The 16,832-nt window shown below is 70.2% G+C and carries 18 protein-coding genes and 2 tRNA genes; 5 read left to right on the forward strand and 15 right to left on the reverse strand.

The window, feature by feature from the left end; all coding sequences use genetic code 11:
• Positions 1-174: 174 nt before the first annotated feature.
• Positions 175-876, reverse strand: coding sequence for a pirin family protein (locus AC1PLR_RS08925; protein WP_010343924.1), 702 nt, complete (start codon positions 874-876; stop codon positions 175-177).
• Between the two features lie 149 nt (positions 877-1,025).
• Between AC1PLR_RS08925 and AC1PLR_RS08930 the strand changes: the two genes are divergently transcribed.
• From AC1PLR_RS08930 to AC1PLR_RS08940, 3 genes are all read left to right on the forward strand, one after another.
• Entirely contained in the window at positions 1,026-1,961 is a 936-nt protein-coding gene (locus AC1PLR_RS08930; protein ID WP_010343923.1) for a LysR substrate-binding domain-containing protein, read from the forward strand.
• A 139-nt stretch (positions 1,962-2,100) separates the two neighbouring features.
• Positions 2,101-3,090, forward strand: coding sequence for a DedA family protein/thiosulfate sulfurtransferase GlpE (locus AC1PLR_RS08935; RefSeq protein WP_371182437.1), 990 nt, complete (start codon positions 2,101-2,103; stop codon positions 3,088-3,090).
• Between the two features lie 365 nt (positions 3,091-3,455).
• The gene (locus AC1PLR_RS08940) at positions 3,456-4,250 is read left to right on the forward strand and encodes an SDR family NAD(P)-dependent oxidoreductase (RefSeq protein ID WP_481103312.1); all 795 of its coding nucleotides are present in this window, start codon (positions 3,456-3,458) and stop codon (positions 4,248-4,250) included.
• Between the two features lie 130 nt (positions 4,251-4,380).
• Here AC1PLR_RS08940 and AC1PLR_RS08945 read toward each other — a convergent pair.
• From AC1PLR_RS08945 to AC1PLR_RS08985, 9 genes are all read right to left on the reverse strand, one after another.
• A tRNA-Arg gene (locus AC1PLR_RS08945) sits at positions 4,381-4,457 on the reverse strand.
• 170 nt (positions 4,458-4,627) lie between these two features.
• A tRNA-Arg gene (locus tag AC1PLR_RS08950) sits at positions 4,628-4,704 on the reverse strand.
• Between the two features lie 62 nt (positions 4,705-4,766).
• The gene (locus AC1PLR_RS08955) at positions 4,767-5,636 is read right to left on the reverse strand and encodes an alpha/beta hydrolase family protein (protein WP_481103313.1); all 870 of its coding nucleotides are present in this window, start codon (positions 5,634-5,636) and stop codon (positions 4,767-4,769) included.
• Complete coding sequence (gene thiD / locus AC1PLR_RS08960) at positions 5,633-6,442, reverse strand: bifunctional hydroxymethylpyrimidine kinase/phosphomethylpyrimidine kinase (protein ID WP_481103314.1); 810 nt, start codon at positions 6,440-6,442, stop codon at positions 5,633-5,635. The genes AC1PLR_RS08955 and thiD overlap by 4 nt, the downstream gene beginning before the upstream one ends.
• Before the next feature lie 47 nt (positions 6,443-6,489).
• Complete coding sequence (locus AC1PLR_RS08965; protein WP_481103315.1) at positions 6,490-7,158, reverse strand: YoaK family protein; 669 nt, start codon at positions 7,156-7,158, stop codon at positions 6,490-6,492.
• Positions 7,159-7,242: 84 nt separating this feature from the next.
• Complete coding sequence (locus tag AC1PLR_RS08970) at positions 7,243-7,737, reverse strand: hypothetical protein (protein WP_481103316.1); 495 nt, start codon at positions 7,735-7,737, stop codon at positions 7,243-7,245.
• Complete coding sequence (locus AC1PLR_RS08975) at positions 7,734-9,134, reverse strand: PhoH family protein (RefSeq protein WP_481103317.1); 1,401 nt, start codon at positions 9,132-9,134, stop codon at positions 7,734-7,736. Before AC1PLR_RS08975 ends, AC1PLR_RS08970 begins: the two co-directional genes overlap by 4 nt.
• Before the next feature lie 82 nt (positions 9,135-9,216).
• A complete protein-coding gene (locus tag AC1PLR_RS08980; RefSeq protein WP_010343914.1) occupies positions 9,217-9,696 on the reverse strand; it encodes a peroxiredoxin in 480 nt (159 codons plus the stop codon).
• A gap of 65 nt (positions 9,697-9,761) precedes the next feature.
• Complete coding sequence (locus tag AC1PLR_RS08985; RefSeq protein WP_087943489.1) at positions 9,762-10,337, reverse strand: glycine cleavage system transcriptional repressor; 576 nt, start codon at positions 10,335-10,337, stop codon at positions 9,762-9,764.
• Positions 10,338-10,503: 166 nt separating this feature from the next.
• On the opposite strand from AC1PLR_RS08985, the gene dapA reads away from it, so the two are divergent.
• Together dapA and AC1PLR_RS08995 are read left to right on the forward strand one after the other, a co-directional pair.
• A complete protein-coding gene (gene dapA, locus AC1PLR_RS08990) occupies positions 10,504-11,412 on the forward strand; it encodes a 4-hydroxy-tetrahydrodipicolinate synthase (protein ID WP_481103318.1) in 909 nt (302 codons plus the stop codon).
• Positions 11,413-11,429: 17 nt separating this feature from the next.
• Positions 11,430-11,954, forward strand: a complete 525-nt coding sequence (locus AC1PLR_RS08995; protein WP_010343910.1) for a hypothetical protein — start codon at positions 11,430-11,432, stop codon at positions 11,952-11,954.
• A gap of 720 nt (positions 11,955-12,674) precedes the next feature.
• Here the strand turns inward: AC1PLR_RS08995 and fdxA are convergent.
• From fdxA to AC1PLR_RS09020, 5 genes are all read right to left on the reverse strand, one after another.
• Positions 12,675-12,998 carry a ferredoxin FdxA gene (fdxA, locus tag AC1PLR_RS09000; RefSeq protein WP_017909525.1) on the reverse strand — a complete coding sequence of 108 codons (324 nt, stop codon included), beginning with the start codon at positions 12,996-12,998 and terminating at the stop codon, positions 12,675-12,677.
• Positions 12,999-13,096: 98 nt separating this feature from the next.
• Positions 13,097-13,996: a 2-dehydro-3-deoxygalactonokinase gene (locus tag AC1PLR_RS09005; RefSeq protein ID WP_481103319.1), complete on the reverse strand. Its 900-nt coding sequence runs from the start codon at positions 13,994-13,996 to the stop codon at positions 13,097-13,099.
• Positions 13,993-14,910 carry an SMP-30/gluconolactonase/LRE family protein gene (locus AC1PLR_RS09010; protein WP_420010218.1) on the reverse strand — a complete coding sequence of 306 codons (918 nt, stop codon included), beginning with the start codon at positions 14,908-14,910 and terminating at the stop codon, positions 13,993-13,995. Before AC1PLR_RS09010 ends, AC1PLR_RS09005 begins: the two co-directional genes overlap by 4 nt.
• A 10-nt stretch (positions 14,911-14,920) precedes the next feature.
• Positions 14,921-16,072: a galactonate dehydratase gene (dgoD, locus tag AC1PLR_RS09015; protein ID WP_017909522.1), complete on the reverse strand. Its 1,152-nt coding sequence runs from the start codon at positions 16,070-16,072 to the stop codon at positions 14,921-14,923.
• The gene (locus tag AC1PLR_RS09020) at positions 16,069-16,689 is read right to left on the reverse strand and encodes a 2-dehydro-3-deoxy-6-phosphogalactonate aldolase (protein WP_041500105.1); all 621 of its coding nucleotides are present in this window, start codon (positions 16,687-16,689) and stop codon (positions 16,069-16,071) included. The genes dgoD and AC1PLR_RS09020 overlap by 4 nt, the downstream gene beginning before the upstream one ends.
• Positions 16,690-16,832 lie beyond the last annotated feature (143 nt).

Below are 16,832 nucleotides of genomic sequence, written 5' to 3' on the forward strand. Positions count from 1 at the left end.
CATTGCCGTGGACACCGTGCAGGACGCGTTACGGGATGCCGAGGGTGGCGTGAGGGCGCAGTGGAAAGCGAGCGGGCGGCCGACGCAACGACGCTGTGGCGCCGCCGCGCGGGCCGCGATCGCGACCGTCGCGGCCCGGGTCCGATGGTCCCGGGCGCGACTGGCCTGCAGCGCTCAGCGCGGCAGGTCGAACAGCAGGAACTCGCTGTCCTGGGCATCGGCGAACTGCAGGCTGGCCTCGTCGATCGCCTGGACCGCGTCGCCGGCCTGCAGGGTCTGGCCGTTGACGCTCAGCGTGCCGCGCACCACCTGCACATAGGCGCCGCGCCCGGCCGCCAGCGGGTAGTCCAGGCGCGCATCACCGTCGAGGATGGAGGCGTAGATGCGCGCGTCCTGATGGATGCGCACCGCGCCGTCCTCGCCCTGCGGGGCCGCGATCAGTCGCAACTGGCCGCGCTTGCTGTCGGGGGCGAAGTGCTTCTCCTCGTATCCCGGATCGATCCCGGCGCGCTCGGGCATCACCCAGATCTGCAGGAAGTGCACCGGCTCGCTTGCGGAGTGGTTGAACTCGCTGTGGGTGACCCCGGAGCCGGCGCTCATGCGCTGCACGTCGCCGTAGCGCAGCACCGAGCCGTTGCCCATGCTGTCCTTGTGCTCCAGCGCGCCTTCGACCACATAGGACAGGATCTCCATGTCGCGATGGGCGTGGGTGCCGAAGCCCTGGCCGGGCTGCACGCGGTCCTCGTTGATCACCCGCAGCGGCCCGAAGCCCATGTGGCGCGGGTCGTGATAATGGCCGAAGGAGAAGGTATGGCGCGAGGACAGCCAGCCGTGTTCGGCGCGGCCACGGGTATTGGCGGGGCGGATCTGCAGCATGGGAGGCTCCTTGGTGGCGTTGATGTGCAAGTGGATCGAAAGCGCCGGGCGGGTTGATTTCGCGGGCGCTTCGGCTTGGAAACAAGTATCGGCGCTGTCGCCGGGTTTGAAAAACGGATAGATTCGGCATCCATCATCGAAAAATTCGAATGCTCAAGCTCAGCCTCGATGCCCTGCAGATCCTCGACGCCATCGACCGTCGCGGCTCGTTTTCGGCTGCCGGCAAGGCGCTGCACAAGGTGCCGTCGACCATCTCCTACACCGTCGCCAAGCTGGAGGAGGACCTGGGCGTGCAACTGTTCGAGCGGATCGGGCCCAAAGCGGTGCCGACCGCCGCGGGGGCCGAACTGCTGCGCGAAGGCCGTCACCTGCTGCGCGCCGCTGGCGACCTGGAACTGCGCGTGCGCCGCGTGGCCTCCGGCTGGGAGACCGAGTTCGCGCTGGGCCTGGATGCGGTGTTCGCGCCGGAATGCCTGGCGCAGGACATGGCGGCGTTCTACGCGGTCGCCGATCGCACCCGGTTGCGGGTGGTGCAGGAATCATTGTCCGGCACTTGGGAGGCGTTGCTGGACCGGCGGGTGGATCTGCTGGTCGGGGCCGCCGGCGAAGGGCCCAGCGGCGGTGGCTACGTGACCGAGCCGCTGGGCACGTTGCCGTTCGTGTTCGCGGTCGCGCCCAGTCACCCGCTGGCGCAGGCGCCGGAACCGCTCAGCCGCAGCCAGTTGAGCGCGCATCGCGCGATCGCGGTGGCGGATTCGGCACGGCGGCTGCTGCCGCGCACGGTCGGACTGCTGTTCGGCCAGGACGCGCTGACCGTGCCGGACATGCGCAGCAAGTATCGGCTGCAACTGGCCGGGCTCGGCTTCGGCTTCCTGCCCGAGCCGTATGCGCGTGCCGCGCTGGCGCGTGGCACGTTGGTGCGCAAGGCCGTGGAGGAGCCGAAGCCGGACGAGGTGTTCCAGTTGGCCTGGCGCAGCGGCGAGGAGGGCGCGGCGCTGGCCTGGTGGCGCGCGCGCATGCGTCAGTCGGGCGTGTTCGCGGCATGGCTGGCGCAGATGGCGGCGCGGCTGGACGAGGGTGTGTGAGGCATGCCGGACACTGGTCGCGCTTGCCGCAGGGCGACGATGGATGGGTCTGTTCCGCCGGTGATGCCCTGCTGCCCGCGCGCGCGGTGGGCGACGGGAGGATAATGCGCGGCATCTTCTTCTTTCCGCCCGCCACGCCATGCAGGACCTGATTGCGCGCTACGGACTCGGGCTGGTCTTCGTCAACGTCCTGGCCTTGTCGCTGGGCCTGCCGGTGCCGGCGCTGCCCACGTTGATCCTGGTCGGGGCGACCTATGCGCTGCTCGATGGCGCGGCGATGTGGAGTGCGCTGCTCGGCGCCTTGTCTGTGTCGATCGCGGCCAGCCTGCTCGGCGATCTGCTGTGGTTCGGCGCCGGCCGCCGCTACGGCAACCGCACCCTGCAGTCGCTGTGCCGGCTGTCGCTGTCGCGCGACACCTGCATGAAGCGCACCGAGCGCTTCTATGCGCGCTGGGGCGTGCGCGTGCTGGCGGTGGCCAAGTTCGTGCCGGGCCTGTCGATGGTGTCGGTGCCGATGGCCGGCGCGATGCGTGTGCGCCCGGTGGCCTTCCTGCGCTACGACGCGCTGGGCGCGGCCTTGTGGGCGGGCGTCGGGTTGTTGCTGGGCCTGTGCTTCGCCGACCAGGTGCAGGACTTGCTGGACTGGCTGAGCCTGCTCGGCAGGCGCGCGGCGCTGCTGCTGGGCGGCCTGCTGGCGCTGTACGTCGGCTACCGCGCCTGGCGCCGGCACTCGCTGCGCAAGGCGATGGAGATGCGGCGCATCGACGTCGACGAACTGCACGCGCTGCTGCAGGGCGAGGCGCCGCCGCTGCTGCTGGACATTCGCGCTCCCGGCTACCGCACGCTGGAGCCGTTCGCCATTCCCGGCGCGCTGGAAGTGGACGATCGCCAGGTCGACGCGCTCGTCGCCCGCTTGCCGCGCGACCGCAGGATCGTCATCTACTGCGCCTGCCCGAACGAGGTCTCGGCCGCGATCCTGGCCAAGCGCTTGCGCCAGCACGCGTTCGAGGACGTGCTGCCGCTGCGCGGTGGGCTGGATGCGTGGCGTGCGGCGGGCCATCCGCTGGTCGCGCTGGACGCTGCGGCTGCAGTGGCGCCGCCGCCGAAGGGCGACACGATCGCGGCGTGAGTCGCCGTGGCGGGAACGTCGTGCGTCCCGGCGACGCCACGACGTACAGGCGGCGCATGCGCCTCCGCAGATGTCGGCGAGTGCGTCGTCTGCAGGCATGGGGGCAGTTGGGTAGGTAAGCAGGGCGCGCGTCATGCCCCAGCGTGCTCGATTCTTCCGCCTGCATCGCCTGCATCGCCCGCATCCCGCTGGCGTGGCGAAGTCGAGCGGAGGTCCCGCCTGGGGCGCGTTCACTTGCTTGCCGGCGGATGCGTCCATGATTCCGTCGATTACAGCACCTGTTCGGCAAGCGCCTGTCGACGGCCATCCCGCAAGGCCGGCGCCGAAGCGAATCCTCATCCTCACCCTGTTGCACGGAGACAGTCATGAACATCGATCTATCCGGAAAAACTGCCCTCGTCACCGGCTCCACCGCGGGCATCGGCTTCGGCATCGCCAAGGGCCTGGCCGCGGCGGGCGCCGAGGTCGCGCTGAACGGTCGCGACCAGGCCCGTACCGAGGCCGCCGTCGCGGCGCTCAAGCGCGACCTCCCTGCTGCCAGCGTGCGCGCCGTGGTGGGCGACGTGGCGACCGCAGCCGGCTGCGATGCGATCGTCGCGGCGCTTCCTGCGGTCGATATCCTGGTCAACAACGCCGGCATCTTCGGGATGCAGGATTTCTTCGAGACGCCCGACGCGGAGTGGGAGCGCTTCCTGGCCGTCAACGTGATGTCCGGCGTGCGCCTGTCTCGCGCGTATCTGCAAGGAATGGCGGACAAGGGCTGGGGGCGCGTGCTGTTCGTCTCGTCGGAGTCCGGACTCAATATCCCGGTCGAGATGATTCACTACGGCGTGACCAAGACCGCCGATCTCGCCCTGTCGCGCGGCTTGGCCAAGCGCATGGCCGGCACCGGCGTCACCGTGAATGCGATCCTGCCGGGGCCGACGCTGACCGAAGGCGTCGCCGCCATGTTGTCCGAGCAGGTGGAGCAGTCCGGCAAGCCGCTGGACGAGGTCGCCGCCGATTTCGTCAAGGCGCATCGCGCCAGCTCGATCATCCGCCGCGCCGCCACGGTGGAGGAGGTCGCCAATCTGTGCATCTACGTCGCGTCGCCGCAGGCGTCCGCGACCACCGGGGCGGCGCTGCGCGTCGACGGCGGCGTGGTGGATACCATCGCCTGAGCTGGTGTGGCCTCGTCGGTCGCGCAGGCGAGGCCGGCGGCAGGCATCGTGCGCAGTTGCGCGCGGCATGCAATCGCCGCCGCGCAGGCAAAAAAAACGACAAGCGCTGGCTTGTCGTTTTTGATCTGACTGGTGCGCCCGGAGAGATTCGAACTCCCGACCGCCTGGTTCGTAGCCAGGTACTCTATCCAACTGAGCTACGGGCGCGTCGTCAGGCGCGGGATTATTCACGAGTTGCGGCGATTCGTCTACACCTGCGTGTCATGCGTATGACGCAAGCGGGCGAGTACGCCGCCGCGCGCGGCCTGGTTGCGATCGCATCGCGGCGGCAAGGCAAAAAAAAACGACAAGCGGTGGCTTGTCGTTTTTCATCTGACTGGTGCGCCCGGAGAGATTCGAACTCCCGACCGCCTGGTTCGTAGCCAGGTACTCTATCCAACTGAGCTACGGGCGCGTCGTCAGGAGCGGAATTATGCGGGAGTCGATCGGGCCCGTCAATGCTCTTTCGGAAAAATTTCACCGATCCTCGCCCAGCAGCACCGCGGCGACCGCGGCGGGCCGCTTCATCCAGGCGAAATGATCGGCGGCCGTGCCCAGCTGCGCGGCGTCCAGGCGATGGAGGTGCGATGCCGGCGACGCCAGCTTGTCCAGCAGGCCGCGCAGCGAACTTTCCGGCGCCAGCCAGTCGTCCTGCAGCACCACACCGCGCACCGGCAGCGCCACTTGCGCCAGGCGCGCTTCCAGGTCGGTGACCAGCCCGGCCGCGGCGTAGCGGCCGCTGCGGCCCACGCGCGCCCAGTCGGCGATCAGGCCGCGCGCCTCGGTGCCGCCGAAGCCCAGGCGGCGACCATGCAGCACGCCCTGCCGCTGCGCCAGCCATGGCAGCAGACGGTATGCCAGCGGCAGCAGATAACCGCGCGGCGCGGGAAAACGGCGCCAGTACGGCGTGCCGCTGGCGACCAGCCACAGCGCGGCGAAGGCCTGCGGCTGCAGGCTGGCGTAGCAGCAGGCGAGCTGTCCGCCGAGGCTGTGGCCGCCGACGAGCAGCGGCGCCGCGATCCCATGCCCGGCGATCGCCGCCTGGCTGGCGGGCAGATCCAGTTGCAGCAGGGCGCGATAGCCCCAGTCGCATTGTCGCGACGGCCGCAGCGTGCTGCTGCCGTTGCCGCGCCATTCGTGCATGAACACCGCCACGCCGTGCGCGGCCAGCGCTTCGGCGAACGGCAGGTAATGGCGCGCGGCCACGCCCAGCGCCGGCAGCCACAGCAGCGCCTGCCGCGGTGCGTCGGGAACGCGCGCCAGCAAGGTCCAGCGATGACCGTCGGCCGCGGCGACGGGCAGGGCGTGCTCGGCGACCGCCGTCGCGGCGATGGGCGCTGCGCTCATGGGCCGCGCGCCGCGCCGAAGTGATCCAGCACCGCCACGTCGCTGCGGCCGGGCCGGTAGCTGCCGCGCAGTGCGCGCGCCACGTAGTCGATCGCCGCTTCGCAGGCGGCCGGCAAGGCCAGGCCCTGGCACAGCTGTGCGGCGATCGCCGCGGCCAGGGTGCAGCCGGTGCCGTGTGCGTCCAGCGCCAGTCGTGCGTGGCTGAACTCGCTGCGGCTGACGCCGTCGTCGTAGCGGTCGATCACCCGCTGGCCTTCCTGCAGATGACCGCCCTTGAGCAGCACCGCCTGTGCGCCGGCCTCGAGCAGCGCCGCGGTGGCGTGTTCGGCGTCGTCGGCGTTGTCGATCGGGCGGCCGAGCAGCAACTGCGCTTCCGGCACGTTCGGCGTCACCAGTGTCGCCAGCGGCAACAGGCGGCCGCGCAGCGCGCCCAGGGCGTCGTCCTGCAGCAGCTTGGCGCCGCTGGTGGCCACCATCACCGGGTCCAGCACCACCCACGGCGGGCGATATTCCTCCAGCGCATCGGCGACCAGGTGGATCACCTCGGCGTTGGCGAGCATGCCGAGCTTGACCGCTCCGATGTCGAAGTCGGCGAAGCAGGCATCGATCTGTGCGCGCAGGAACGACAGCGGCGGCACGTGTACCGCGGTGACGCCGCGGGTGTGCTGCGCGGTCAGCGCGGCGGCGGCCGCCAGCCCGTGCACGCGGTGCGCGGCAAAGGTCTTGAGATCGGCCTGGAGGCCGGCACCGCCGCCGGAATCGGTGCCGGCGATGCTCAGCGCGGAGACGACGGTGGGTTCGCTCATGCGCCGATTGTGCAGGGCTGGCGTCGCTGATGCACTCGGCCGCGCCTTCAGCGTTCGCGGCTGCGGTAGTGCGCCTGCAGCGCGTACAGGGTGCCGACCGTGCCGGTCAGCAGGGCCGGGCCGAGCAGGGCGTCGAAGCCGACCTGCCGGTAGGCCCAGGCGCCGAGCACGCCGCCGCACAGGAAGCCGCCGATGATCAGCAAGCTGAGGCGGATGCGCCGGCGCGCCAGCGGCAGTCCGCGCAGCGCCTGGCCCAGGCCGATGCCCAGGTCGGTGAACATGCCGGTGAGGTGGGTGGTGCGCACCACCGCGCCGCTGTAGACGGTGGTGGTGGCGTTCTGCAGGCCGCAGGCGATCGCGGCGAGGACCGCGCCGGCGAGTTGCTGCTGCTTGAACGCCTGCATCGCCGCCAGCAGCAGCAGCGCTTCCAGCGCCAGCGCCACGCCGTAGCGGCGGCCCAGGCGCAGGCGGCTGTCCTGCACGATGAAGCCGCCGAGCATCGATCCGCCGAGGAACGCCAGCACCACGCCGACCAGTTGCGCGATCGCGCGCGCGTCGCCGTCGGCCAGCGCCGCGCCGAGCAGGGTGGTGGTGCCGGTGAGGTGGGTGACCGCCTGATGCTCGAAGCCGAGATAGCCGACCACGTTGACCATGCCGGCGACGGCGGCCAGCGCCCCGGCGAAGGCCCAGGCCCAGCGTGGCAGTTCCAGGTTCATGCCGCGCGCGAAGCCGCCGCGGCGCGGCGACCGCGGGATGCAGCCGCCCCAGCGTGCCGCCGTTGGCGCCTGCCTGCGGCCATCTCAGCGTGCGCCGTTGACCGCGATCTCGGAGAAGCGGGCGCTGGCCGGGTCGTAGACCGCGCCCCAGAAACGGCTGCCGCCGCCGCAGGCGCGGACCGCGTCGACCGTGGGGTCGCGCTCGCTGCCGTCGTCCGGTGCGAAGGCGTTGACGTAGATCGCCTGCTTGCCGCGGTACAGGATGCCGACGTACTGGCGATCGGACGCAGTTGGGTCGGCGATCTGCGGCTGCAGTTGCGCCAGGTGCGCTTCCAGTTGCGCGATCTGTTCCGGGGTCGGGATCCAGTAGCCGGTGACCGCGCCGTCCTGGCGCGCCGGGCTGTCGCGCGCGCAGGTGTCGAGCACCTGCGCGGCGGTGCTGTTGCGGGTGACGATCCACGACTGCCCGGCCTTGACCGCGGTCGGCACCGTGGCCGGCCCGCGCGTGGTGGCGCAGGCGCCGAGCAGGGCCATGGCCAGCGCCGCGCCAGCCAGGCGCACGCCGGCCGCCGCGTTCACAGCACCTCCGAGGCGTAGTCGGCCAGGCGCGAACGCTCGCCGCGGCGCAGGGTGATGTGTGCGCTGTGCGGCCAGGCCTTGAAGCGGTCCACCGCATAGGTCAGGCCGGAGGTGGTCTCGGTCAGGTAGGGCGTGTCGATCTGTTCCACGTTGCCCAGGCACACGATCTTGGTGCCGGGGCCGGCACGGGTGATCAGCGTCTTCATCTGCTTCGGGGTCAGGTTCTGCGCTTCGTCCAGGATCAGGTAGCGCGAGAGGAAGGTGCGCCCGCGCATGAAGTTCATCGAGCGGATCTTGATGCGGCTGGCGAGCAGGTCATTGGTGGCCTGGCGGCCCCAGGTGCCGCCTTCCTGGGTGTGGGTGAGCACTTCCAGGTTGTCGGTGAGCGCGCCCATCCACGGCGTCATCTTCTCTTCCTCGGTGCCGGGCAAAAAACCGATGTCCTCGCCGACGCTGACCGTGGCGCGGGTCATGATGATCTCGCGGTAGCGCTGCTGGTCCATGGTCTGCGCCAGGCCCGCGGCCAGCGCCAGCAGGGTCTTGCCGGTGCCGGCAGTGCCGAGCAGGGTGACGAAGTCGATTTCCGGATCCATCAGCGCGTTGAGCGCGAAGTTCTGCTCGCGGTTGCGCGCGGCGATGCCCCACACCGCGTGCTGGCCGCTGCGGAAGTCGTCGACCAGCGCCAGGGTCGCCTTGCGCTCGGCGTTGACCTTGACCACGCGCAGTTCCACTTCGTCCTCGCCGGGCAGGTACAGGTACTGGTTCGGATGCCAGTCCTCGTCGGCGGCCAGGGCGATCTCGTAGCAGGTGCGGCCCTTGTCGCTCCAGCTGCGCAGGTCCTGGTTGTGCTTCTGCCAGAAATTCTCCGGCAGCTCGATCGCGCCGGTGTAGAGCAGGCTGAAATCGTCGAGCGCGCGGTCGTTCTCGTAGTCCTCGGCGACCAGGCCGCTGATCGCCGCCTTGATCCGCAGGTTGATGTCCTTGGACACCAGGATCACCGGGATTTCCGGCTGCTCTTCGCGCAGCGCCAGCACCGCGGCCAGGATCTTGTTGTCCGGGGCGACGCTGCCGAAGCTGCGCCCCGGCTCGACCGGGCGCACCTGGAAGTACAGCCGGCCGATGCTGCCGGTGCTCTTGAGCTGGATGCCCTGCGGGTGGCTGAGCGGGATGCCGGATTCGATCTGCTCGGCGCCGGCGCCTTCGATCAGTTCGTTGAGGAAACGGCTGACCTGGCGCGCGTTGCGGCTGACTTCGGACATGCCCTTCTTGGCATTGTCCAGTTCCTCGATCACCTGCATCGGCAGGAACACGTCGTGTTCCTCGAACTTGAACAGCGCGGTCGGATCGTGCATCAGCACGTTGGTATCCAGCACGTAGATGCGCTTGCCTCGGGTCATCATGGATTCCTGAAAGAGGAGCAGGGACGAACCATCGCTGCCTGCGGGGCAGGGCGATGCGGGGTGCGGGAAACGGCAGTGGTCACTGCTTGGCGGCGGCCTGCAGCGCGTCTAGCACGGCCTGGGCGTGGCCGGGGACCTTGACCTTGCGCCAGCTGCGGACCAGCTGGCCGGTCGGCGAGAGCAGGAAGGTGCTGCGCTCGATGCCCAGCACCTGGCGGCCGTACATGTTCTTTTCCTTGATCACGTCGAAGGCGCGGCACAGCGCTTCGTCGGCGTCGCTGATCAGGGGGAAGCGGAAACCCTGCTTGGCGCAGAAATTGTCGTGCGACTTCACCGAGTCGCGCGACACGCCCAGCACGGTGGCGCCGGCCTGTTCGAACTGCGGCAGCAGCGCGTTGAACTCGATGCCCTCGGTGGTGCAGCCGGGCGTGCTGTCCTTCGGATAGAAATACAGCACCAGCCAGCGGCCGGCGTAGTCGCCGAGCGTGGCGCTTGCGCCGCCGGACAGCGCCAGCGGCAACGCCAGCGTGCTGCGGTCCAGGGTGTCGCCGTCCTTCATGGGGTGTCCTCCGCGTGCATCGCCATCATCCGCGTTCGATTGCGTCGGTGTCCAGCGCGGCGCACTCAGAACTTCATCGGATCCATGATCGCGTCCAGGTTGAGGTGGTCGCAGAACTCGAGGAAGTCGTCGCGCAGGGCGGCGATGTGCATGTTCGCCGGCACCCCGATCGTCACCTGCGCCGAGAACATCTCCGCGCCGGTCTGCATGGCGCGGTAGCGCGTGCTCTGCAGGTTCTCGATGGTGATGCCCTGGCGGTCGAAGAAGTCGGCCAACTGGAACAGGATGCCGGGTTTGTCGGCGGCGATGACTTCGACGATGTACGGCAGCAGGTTGGACTGCGCCTGCTTGGCGCCGGTGCGGTACCACACCAGCTTCATGCCTTCCTCGCGGTCGAGGCGGGTGAGCATGGCTTCGAGCTTGGCCACCGAGTCCCACGAGCCGGTCGCCAGCGCGGTCACCGACACGTCGCGGCCGACCGTGGCCAGGCGCGCATCGACGAGATTGCAGCCGCTGTCTGCGATGCGACGCGTCACCGGCAACAAGGGCGACTCCGGATGCGTCGTGTAGGCGTTGATCAGGAGGTGGTTTTCGGTCGGCGCGGGCCGGGGCGTGGTGTCGGTCAAAGGGGCTTCCGGCATTGCGTAAGGCTGAACGGCATCCGGGCGGTCGCCCGGCATGGTGTGCAGCATACTTGCCCGCGCTTTCGGGCCGCAAGTAACATGCGGGGCGACCTTGCCCCGCGTGCGGGGCCGACCCGTCCGCGCAGCCTGCGCGGCCCTTCTCTCCCAGCGAGCACCCGGCATCTTGTCCCTCTCCGGCATCATCACCGCCCTGGCCACGCCCTTCCAGGGCAATGGCGACCTCGACCTCGACGCCTGGCAGCGGCTGCTCAAACGCCAGCTCGACGGCGGCGTGCAGGGGCTGGTGGTGGCGGGATCGACCGGCGAGGCGGCCACGCTGCTGGACGAGGAATACGACCGGATCCTGCGCGAAGCGGTGCAGGCGATCGGCGGGCGCGTGCCGGTGCTGGCCGGCACCGGCCTGTCCGGTACCGCCAAGACCGTGGCGCTGACCCAGCGCGCCGCCGCCGGTGGCGCGCAGTACGCGCTGGTGGTGACGCCGCCGTATGTGCGCCCGACCCAGGCCGGCTTGATCGCGCATTACACGCAGGTGGCCGAGCAGGGCGGCTTGCCGGTGCTGCTGTACAACGTGCCCGGCCGCACCGGCTGCGACCTGCTGCCGGAGACCGTGGCGCAATTGGCGCAGCATCCGAACATCGTCGGCATCAAGGAAGCCGTGAGCGACCCGCGGCGTATCGCCGCGCTGGCGGCCCTGCGCAGCGACCAGTTCGCCGTGTTCAGCGGCGACGACGGCAGCGCTGCGCAGGCGATGCTGGCCGGCTTCGACGGGCTGATCTCGGTGGCCTCCAATGCCTTGCCGCGCGCCTACCGGCGCCTGTGCGACCTGGCGCGCGCGCGCCAGGCCGAGCCGGCGCAGGCCTGGGACGCGCGGCTGCAGCCGTTCCATGCGTTCTGCGGCATCGAATCCAACCCGATCCCGGTCAAGGCGCTGCTGCAGCGCGCCGGGATCGGCCAGGGCCTGCGGCTGCCGCTGCTGCCGCTGTCCGCGGCGCACCATGCCACGGCCGACCGACTTGCCGCCGACGCTGCCGCGTTGGAAGACCTATCCAGCCGCGAAACGCTCGCGGCCTGACTCCAGGAGATTGATTGATGCGTGCTTCCGTTCCCTACGTCCGCGTGCTGTCGGCCGCCGTGCTGGCGACCACCCTGGTCGCGGCCACCAGCGGTTGCAGTTGGTTCCACAAGGGCAAGCCGCGCGGCGACTACGCGCTGGCGCCCGACATGCGCCCGCTGGAAGTGCCGCCGGATCTGACCTCGCCCGATACCTCGGCGGCGATGAAGGTGCCGGCGCTGGCTTCGGCGCAGCGGCCTGCGGCCCCGGCCGGCCAGGCCCCGGCGGCCTCGAACAGCGGCTTCGTGGTGCCGGGTACGCGCGACCAGGTGTTCGGCCAGGTCGGCGACGCGCTGGGCGGCATCGAAGGCGTCACCATCGCCAGCCGCGCGCAGCTGCTGGGCTCTTACGACGTGGCCTACGAAGGCAGCAACTTCCTGGTGCGCGTGGTGGCGGTGGATGCCGGCGTGTACGTCTCGGCGGTGGATCCGCGCGGCCTGCCGGCCACCGGCGAGGCGCCGGTCAAGCTGATCGCCGCGCTGAAGGCCAAGCTGGGTCATTGACCCTGCGCAGGGTCCGGCGTCGTGCGCCGGGCTGTCATGCGTTTCGCATGCGAAACGGGCGCCTTGTGCGCCCGTTTCGTTTTCCGTAGGAGCCAACGGCCAAGCAACCGAGACACGCGGCGCCCGCTAGATCTCCAACCTCAATGCGTCGGGACTGAAGTCCCTCCCACAGTGCACCCAGTCAGCGTATCGCAAGTCCCGTGCGGGGCCGTTTCGTCGTGCGTGAGCTGCGCCTGCAGCAGCTGCTGCGGAAACCAGTCTTCTTGCGCGCCCTCGACGATCAACAGGCGACGTAGGTGACCACGAGTAGTGTGCTCATTGGCAGCCATTGCAATGACGTAGGCGTCCGCTGCTGTCGCAGTCGCTTTTGATGTGGCTTTGGCTTTTGACTTGCCGGGTTCCCTTCCGCAGCGGCGGCCATCGCGGGGAAACACCCGAAGGGCGGCGCACAGGGATGTGCGCCGTCCGCGGCAGGGGCAGGATGCCCCTTCCGCGGATCCCCGGGATGGACGCGGACCCGGAGCGCGCAGCGCGGAGGGCGCGTAGGCAGGGTGTGCTTTCTTTTGGTTACTTTTCTTTGCACAAGCAAAGAAAAGTAACTCGCCGCAAGGCGAAAGCCTTTGCTGTTGCTTGGGATTTACGAGACGAACGAGAAGAACCCGAGGAGTCAACCATCATGCAGCCGCGAACGCAGGATTCGCGTACCACGATGTGAGTAGGTTATTTCTGCAGCAGCGGCAGCTTGTTCGGCTTGCCGTCCCACTCGGCGGCGTCGGGCAGCGGTTCCTGGCGCGTGGTCAGGACCGGCCAGGCCTTGGCCAGTTCCGCGTTGAGCGCGACGAAGCCTTCCTGGCCGGCCGGCACGTCGTCTTCGGGGTAGATGGCGTTGGCCGGGCATTCCGGCTCGCACAGGGTGCAGTCGATGCACTCGTCCGGATCGATCACCAGGAAGTTCGGGCCGGCGTGGAAGCAATCCACGGGGCACACTTCCACGCAGTCGGTGTATTTGCACTTGATGCAGTTTTCGGTGACGACGAAAGGCATGGCGGGATCCGGCGATTAACCCGGTAATTCTAATGCAAAGCGGCCGCCGCCGCCGTGTGTGCGGGGCAGCCGGGCAGGAGACGGGCGGTGCGCGTGGCTCAGCCGGCGAGGCCGCCGCGCTGCTGCGCCAGCCGATACAGGCCGCGCGCGGCCAGATCCTCCGGATGGGTGCGCACGCGGCTGCCGAGCGTGGCCAGCGCATGCGCATAGCGCGCCAGCAGGCCGCTGCCGCCGACCAGGTGCACCACCGGCGGCAAGGTGGGGTGCGCGCGCAGTTCGTGGCCGATCAGCAGGCCGGACAGGTAGGACGGTGCCGCGGCGGCGCTCAGGCGTTCGAACAGGCCCAGGCTGCGTACGCCGAACAGATGGTGCAGCACCCCGCCGGGGGCGCCGCTGCGCTGCACGCCGGCGTCGAACGCGGCCGCATCGAAGACGCCGTCGTCGGCGTCCATCAGCCGCGCCAGCAGGCTGTGCGTGCGCAGCAGCGCGTACAGCTCGCCGGTCATCATCGTCGCCAGCGAGGCGATGCGCCCGTCCTGCAGGGTCACCCACTTGCTGTGGGTGCCGGGCAGGCAGACGTGGTGGATATCGGCCGTCGGTGGTTCCTGCGCAAGCAACGCGAGCAGGCCGATCAGCTGCGTCTCCTCGCCGCGCATCACGTCCGGCACGGCGTCGGCGTCGCTGGCCACGCCGGCCACGAACCACAGCGTGCGGCCGGGCAGGGCCGGATCCTGCAGCGGCTGCATCGCCGCGGCCAGGGCGGCGGCGTCGGCCGGGCAGGGCGCGTACGGCAGTTCGATCCAGCCGTTGCGGCTGCCGATCATCCCGCACAGGACGATGTCGCCGTCCCAGCCGTCGATCAGGGTGGCCAGGGTCGCGGCGAAGCGGCCCTGGCAGGCGGCGATGCCCTGGTCGCTGCGGCGCTGGTCGAGAATGCCGCCGTCGGCGTCGAGCCGATAGCCGCGCAGGCTGCTGGTCCCCCAATCGACGACGATCATGCGCTGGCGATGCGTCCTTCGGGCAGGCCGGCGATGCCGACCGCGGCCACGTACACGCCGCCGGCCTGCGGCGTGCGTGCCAGTTCGTCCTCGCTGTGATCCTGCCGCGAGGTGCTCAGGTACAGCGTGCCGCCGTCGGTGCCGCCCAGGGCGGGGCAGGTGGGATGCTTGACCGGCAGGGCGACACGGCGCTCGACGCTGCCGTCGGGGCGGTAGCGCACCACCTGCCAGGCGCGCCATTGCGCGTTCCACAGGTGGCCTTCGGCATCGACGATGGCGCCGTCCGGCTCGGCGCCGGCATGGTCCAGTTCGGCGAACACACGGCTGTTGGCGGTGTGCGCGGCATCCGGGTCGTAGTCGCAGCACAGGATGCGCGGCTGCACCGAATCGCAGTAGTACAGGGTGCGGCCGTCGGCACTGAAGCAGATCGCGTTGGGAATGGCCACGCCCGGCAACGGCAGGCGGCGCAGCCCGTGGCGCGCCGACCATTGGTAGAAGCTGCCGACCGGCGCCTGGTCCTCGCGCTCGCTCATGGTGCCGAACACGAAGTTGCCGTGGCGGTCGGCGCGGCCGTCGTTGCTGCGGGTGTCGTCGCGTTCCGGCTCCACGTCCGCCAGATGCTGCAGCGGCAGCGCGCTGTCGGTCTCGGCCGCGGCATCCGGATCGGCGGCGTACACGCCCTTGGCCAGCGCCAGCAGCAGGCGGCCGTCGTCGAACAGGCCCAGGCAGCCGGGGCGGTCGGGCAGGTCCCAATGCCGGCTGACGTTGCTGGACGGATCGTGGCGCCACAGGCGGCGGCCGCTGATGTCGACCCAGAACAGCACGCCGCGGCGTTCGCACCACAGCATGCCTTCGCCATGCGCGCAGCGGCTGTCCACCGCCAGCGTGGCGGTGTGGCGGGGCGGGGTGGACACGTTCATCGGCTCACCACTCGGCGATGCTGCCGTCGGCGTGACGCCAGATGGGGTTGTGCCAGTCGGGTGGGTTGGCGTTGGCATGGCGCAGGCGCTCCTCGTCGATCTCCACGCCGAGGCCCGGTTTGGGCAATGCGGCGATGCTGCCGCCATTGTCGCAGGCGAAGTCGTCCTTGTTGAGCACGTAGTCGAGCAGGTCGGCGCCTTCGTTGTAGTGGATGCCGATGCTCTGTTCCTGCAGCACCGCGTTGTGCGAGACGAAGTCCACCTGCAGGCAGGCGGCCAGCGCCACCGGGCCGAGCGGGCAGTGCGGCGCCAGGCCGACCTCGTAGGCCTCGGCCATGCTGGCGATCTTCAGGCATTCGGTGATGCCGCCGGCGTGCGAGAGATCCGGCTGCAGCAGCGACAGGCCGCCGGCCTGCAGCACCGGCTTGAAGTCGAAGCGCGAGAACATGCGCTCGCCGGCCGCCAGCGGGATCGGCGTGGACGCGGCCAGCCGCGGGTAGTATTCGGCCTGCTCGGGCAGCACCGGCTCCTCGACGAACAGTGGCCTGAACGGCTCGAGTTCGCGCAGCAGCACGCGCGCCATCGGCGCGGCGACGCGGCCGTGGAAGTCGATGCCGAAGTCGATGGCGGTGCCGAACGCCTCGCGGATCTGCGCCACCTTGGCCACCGCGGCATCCACCGCGCGCGGGCCGTCGATCAGCTTCATTTCCTCGGTGCCGTTGAACTTGAAGGTGTCGAAGCCGAGGTCGCGGTAGCCCTGGATCTGCGCGATGGTCGCCGCGGGGCGGTCGCCGCCGACCCAGCGGTAGGTCTTCATGCGGTCGCGCACGCGCCCGCCGAGCAGTTCGTACACCGGCACGCCCAGCGCCTTGCCCTTGATGTCCCACAGCGCCTGGTCGATGCCGGCGATGGCGCTCATCAGGATCGGGCCGCCGCGGTAGAAGCCGCCGCGGTAGAGCATCTGCCAGATGTCGTTGATCCGTGCCGGGTCCTTGCCGATCAGGCTGTCGCCGAGTTCGCGCACCGCGGCCTCGACGCTGCGCGCGCGGCCTTCGATGACCGGCTCGCCCCAGCCGGTGATGCCCTCGTCGGTCTCGATCTTCAGGAACAGCCAGCGCGGCGCGGCGTGGTAGGTGGTGAGGCGGACGATCTTCATGCGCGGTCCAGATAGGCGTGGCGGAAGGCGGCGGCGTGCGCCTGGGTCTGTGCGAGCGACTGGCCGGGGCGGTACAGCTCGCCGCCGATGCCGGCGCCGATCGCGCCCGCGCCGAGGTAGTCGTGCAGGGTCTCGGTGTTGACGCCGCCGACCACGAACAGCGGCACCTGCGCCGGCAGCACTGCGCGCAGGGCGCGCACGTGGCCGGGGCCGTAGGTGGCGGCGGGGAACAGCTTGAGCATCTGCGCGCCGGCATCCAGCGCGTCGAACGCCTCGGTGGCGGTGGCGAAGCCGGCCACCACCTGCAGGCCGCGCGCCACCGCGTGGCGGATCACCGGCGGGCGCGTGTTGGGGGTGACGATGAAGCGTGCGCCGAGATCGGCCAGGGCGTCGACGTCGCCGATCTGCAGCACGGTGCCGCCGCCGATCCAGCAGCGCTGCCCGAACGCCTGCGCGGCCGGGCCGATGCTGTCGGCCCAGCGCGGCGAGTTGAGCGGGATCTCGATCGCGTCGTAGCCGGCATCGGCCAGCGCCCCGACGTGCGCCAGCGCGTCCTCGGGAGTGAGACCGCGCAGGATCGCGATCAGCGGGAGTCGGAACGGGGATGCGGCGGACATCGGGATACCTGGCGGAAACGACGGTGACGGAGGCGCCGGGCCAGCGCGACGCCGCGGCGGGACCGGAGGCGGGAGGCCGCGGTCCGCGCCCGTGCGTCGGCGCGCTGGCGCAACCCGGCGGCATCCACCGCGGCAGGCCGGTG

The sequence above is a fragment of the Xanthomonas sp. NCPPB 3570 genome (genome assembly GCF_056725115.1).

Excerpts from the sequence above, each read along its gene's own strand:
- AC1PLR_RS08940 (WP_481103312.1), top strand. The coding sequence starts at position 3,456 with ATGAACATCGATCTATCCGGAAAAACTGCCCTCGTCACCGGCTCCACC.
- AC1PLR_RS08955 (WP_481103313.1), bottom strand. The coding sequence starts at position 5,636 with ATGAGCGCAGCGCCCATCGCCGCGACGGCGGTCGCCGAGCACGCCCTG.
- thiD (WP_481103314.1), bottom strand. The coding sequence starts at position 6,442 with ATGAGCGAACCCACCGTCGTCTCCGCGCTGAGCATCGCCGGCACCGAT.
- AC1PLR_RS08975 (WP_481103317.1), bottom strand. The coding sequence starts at position 9,134 with ATGACCCGAGGCAAGCGCATCTACGTGCTGGATACCAACGTGCTGATG.
- AC1PLR_RS08965 (WP_481103315.1), bottom strand. The coding sequence starts at position 7,158 with ATGAACCTGGAACTGCCACGCTGGGCCTGGGCCTTCGCCGGGGCGCTG.
- AC1PLR_RS08930 (WP_010343923.1), top strand. The coding sequence starts at position 1,026 with ATGCTCAAGCTCAGCCTCGATGCCCTGCAGATCCTCGACGCCATCGAC.
- AC1PLR_RS09005 (WP_481103319.1), bottom strand. The coding sequence starts at position 13,996 with ATGATCGTCGTCGATTGGGGGACCAGCAGCCTGCGCGGCTATCGGCTC.
- AC1PLR_RS08995 (WP_010343910.1), top strand. The coding sequence starts at position 11,430 with ATGCGTGCTTCCGTTCCCTACGTCCGCGTGCTGTCGGCCGCCGTGCTG.
- dgoD (WP_017909522.1), bottom strand. The coding sequence starts at position 16,072 with ATGAAGATCGTCCGCCTCACCACCTACCACGCCGCGCCGCGCTGGCTG.
- AC1PLR_RS08935 (WP_371182437.1), top strand. The coding sequence starts at position 2,101 with ATGCAGGACCTGATTGCGCGCTACGGACTCGGGCTGGTCTTCGTCAAC.
- AC1PLR_RS08985 (WP_087943489.1), bottom strand. The coding sequence starts at position 10,337 with ATGCCGGAAGCCCCTTTGACCGACACCACGCCCCGGCCCGCGCCGACC.
- AC1PLR_RS09020 (WP_041500105.1), bottom strand. The coding sequence starts at position 16,689 with ATGTCCGCCGCATCCCCGTTCCGACTCCCGCTGATCGCGATCCTGCGC.
- AC1PLR_RS08980 (WP_010343914.1), bottom strand. The coding sequence starts at position 9,696 with ATGAAGGACGGCGACACCCTGGACCGCAGCACGCTGGCGTTGCCGCTG.
- fdxA (WP_017909525.1), bottom strand. The coding sequence starts at position 12,998 with ATGCCTTTCGTCGTCACCGAAAACTGCATCAAGTGCAAATACACCGAC.
- AC1PLR_RS08925 (WP_010343924.1), bottom strand. The coding sequence starts at position 876 with ATGCTGCAGATCCGCCCCGCCAATACCCGTGGCCGCGCCGAACACGGC.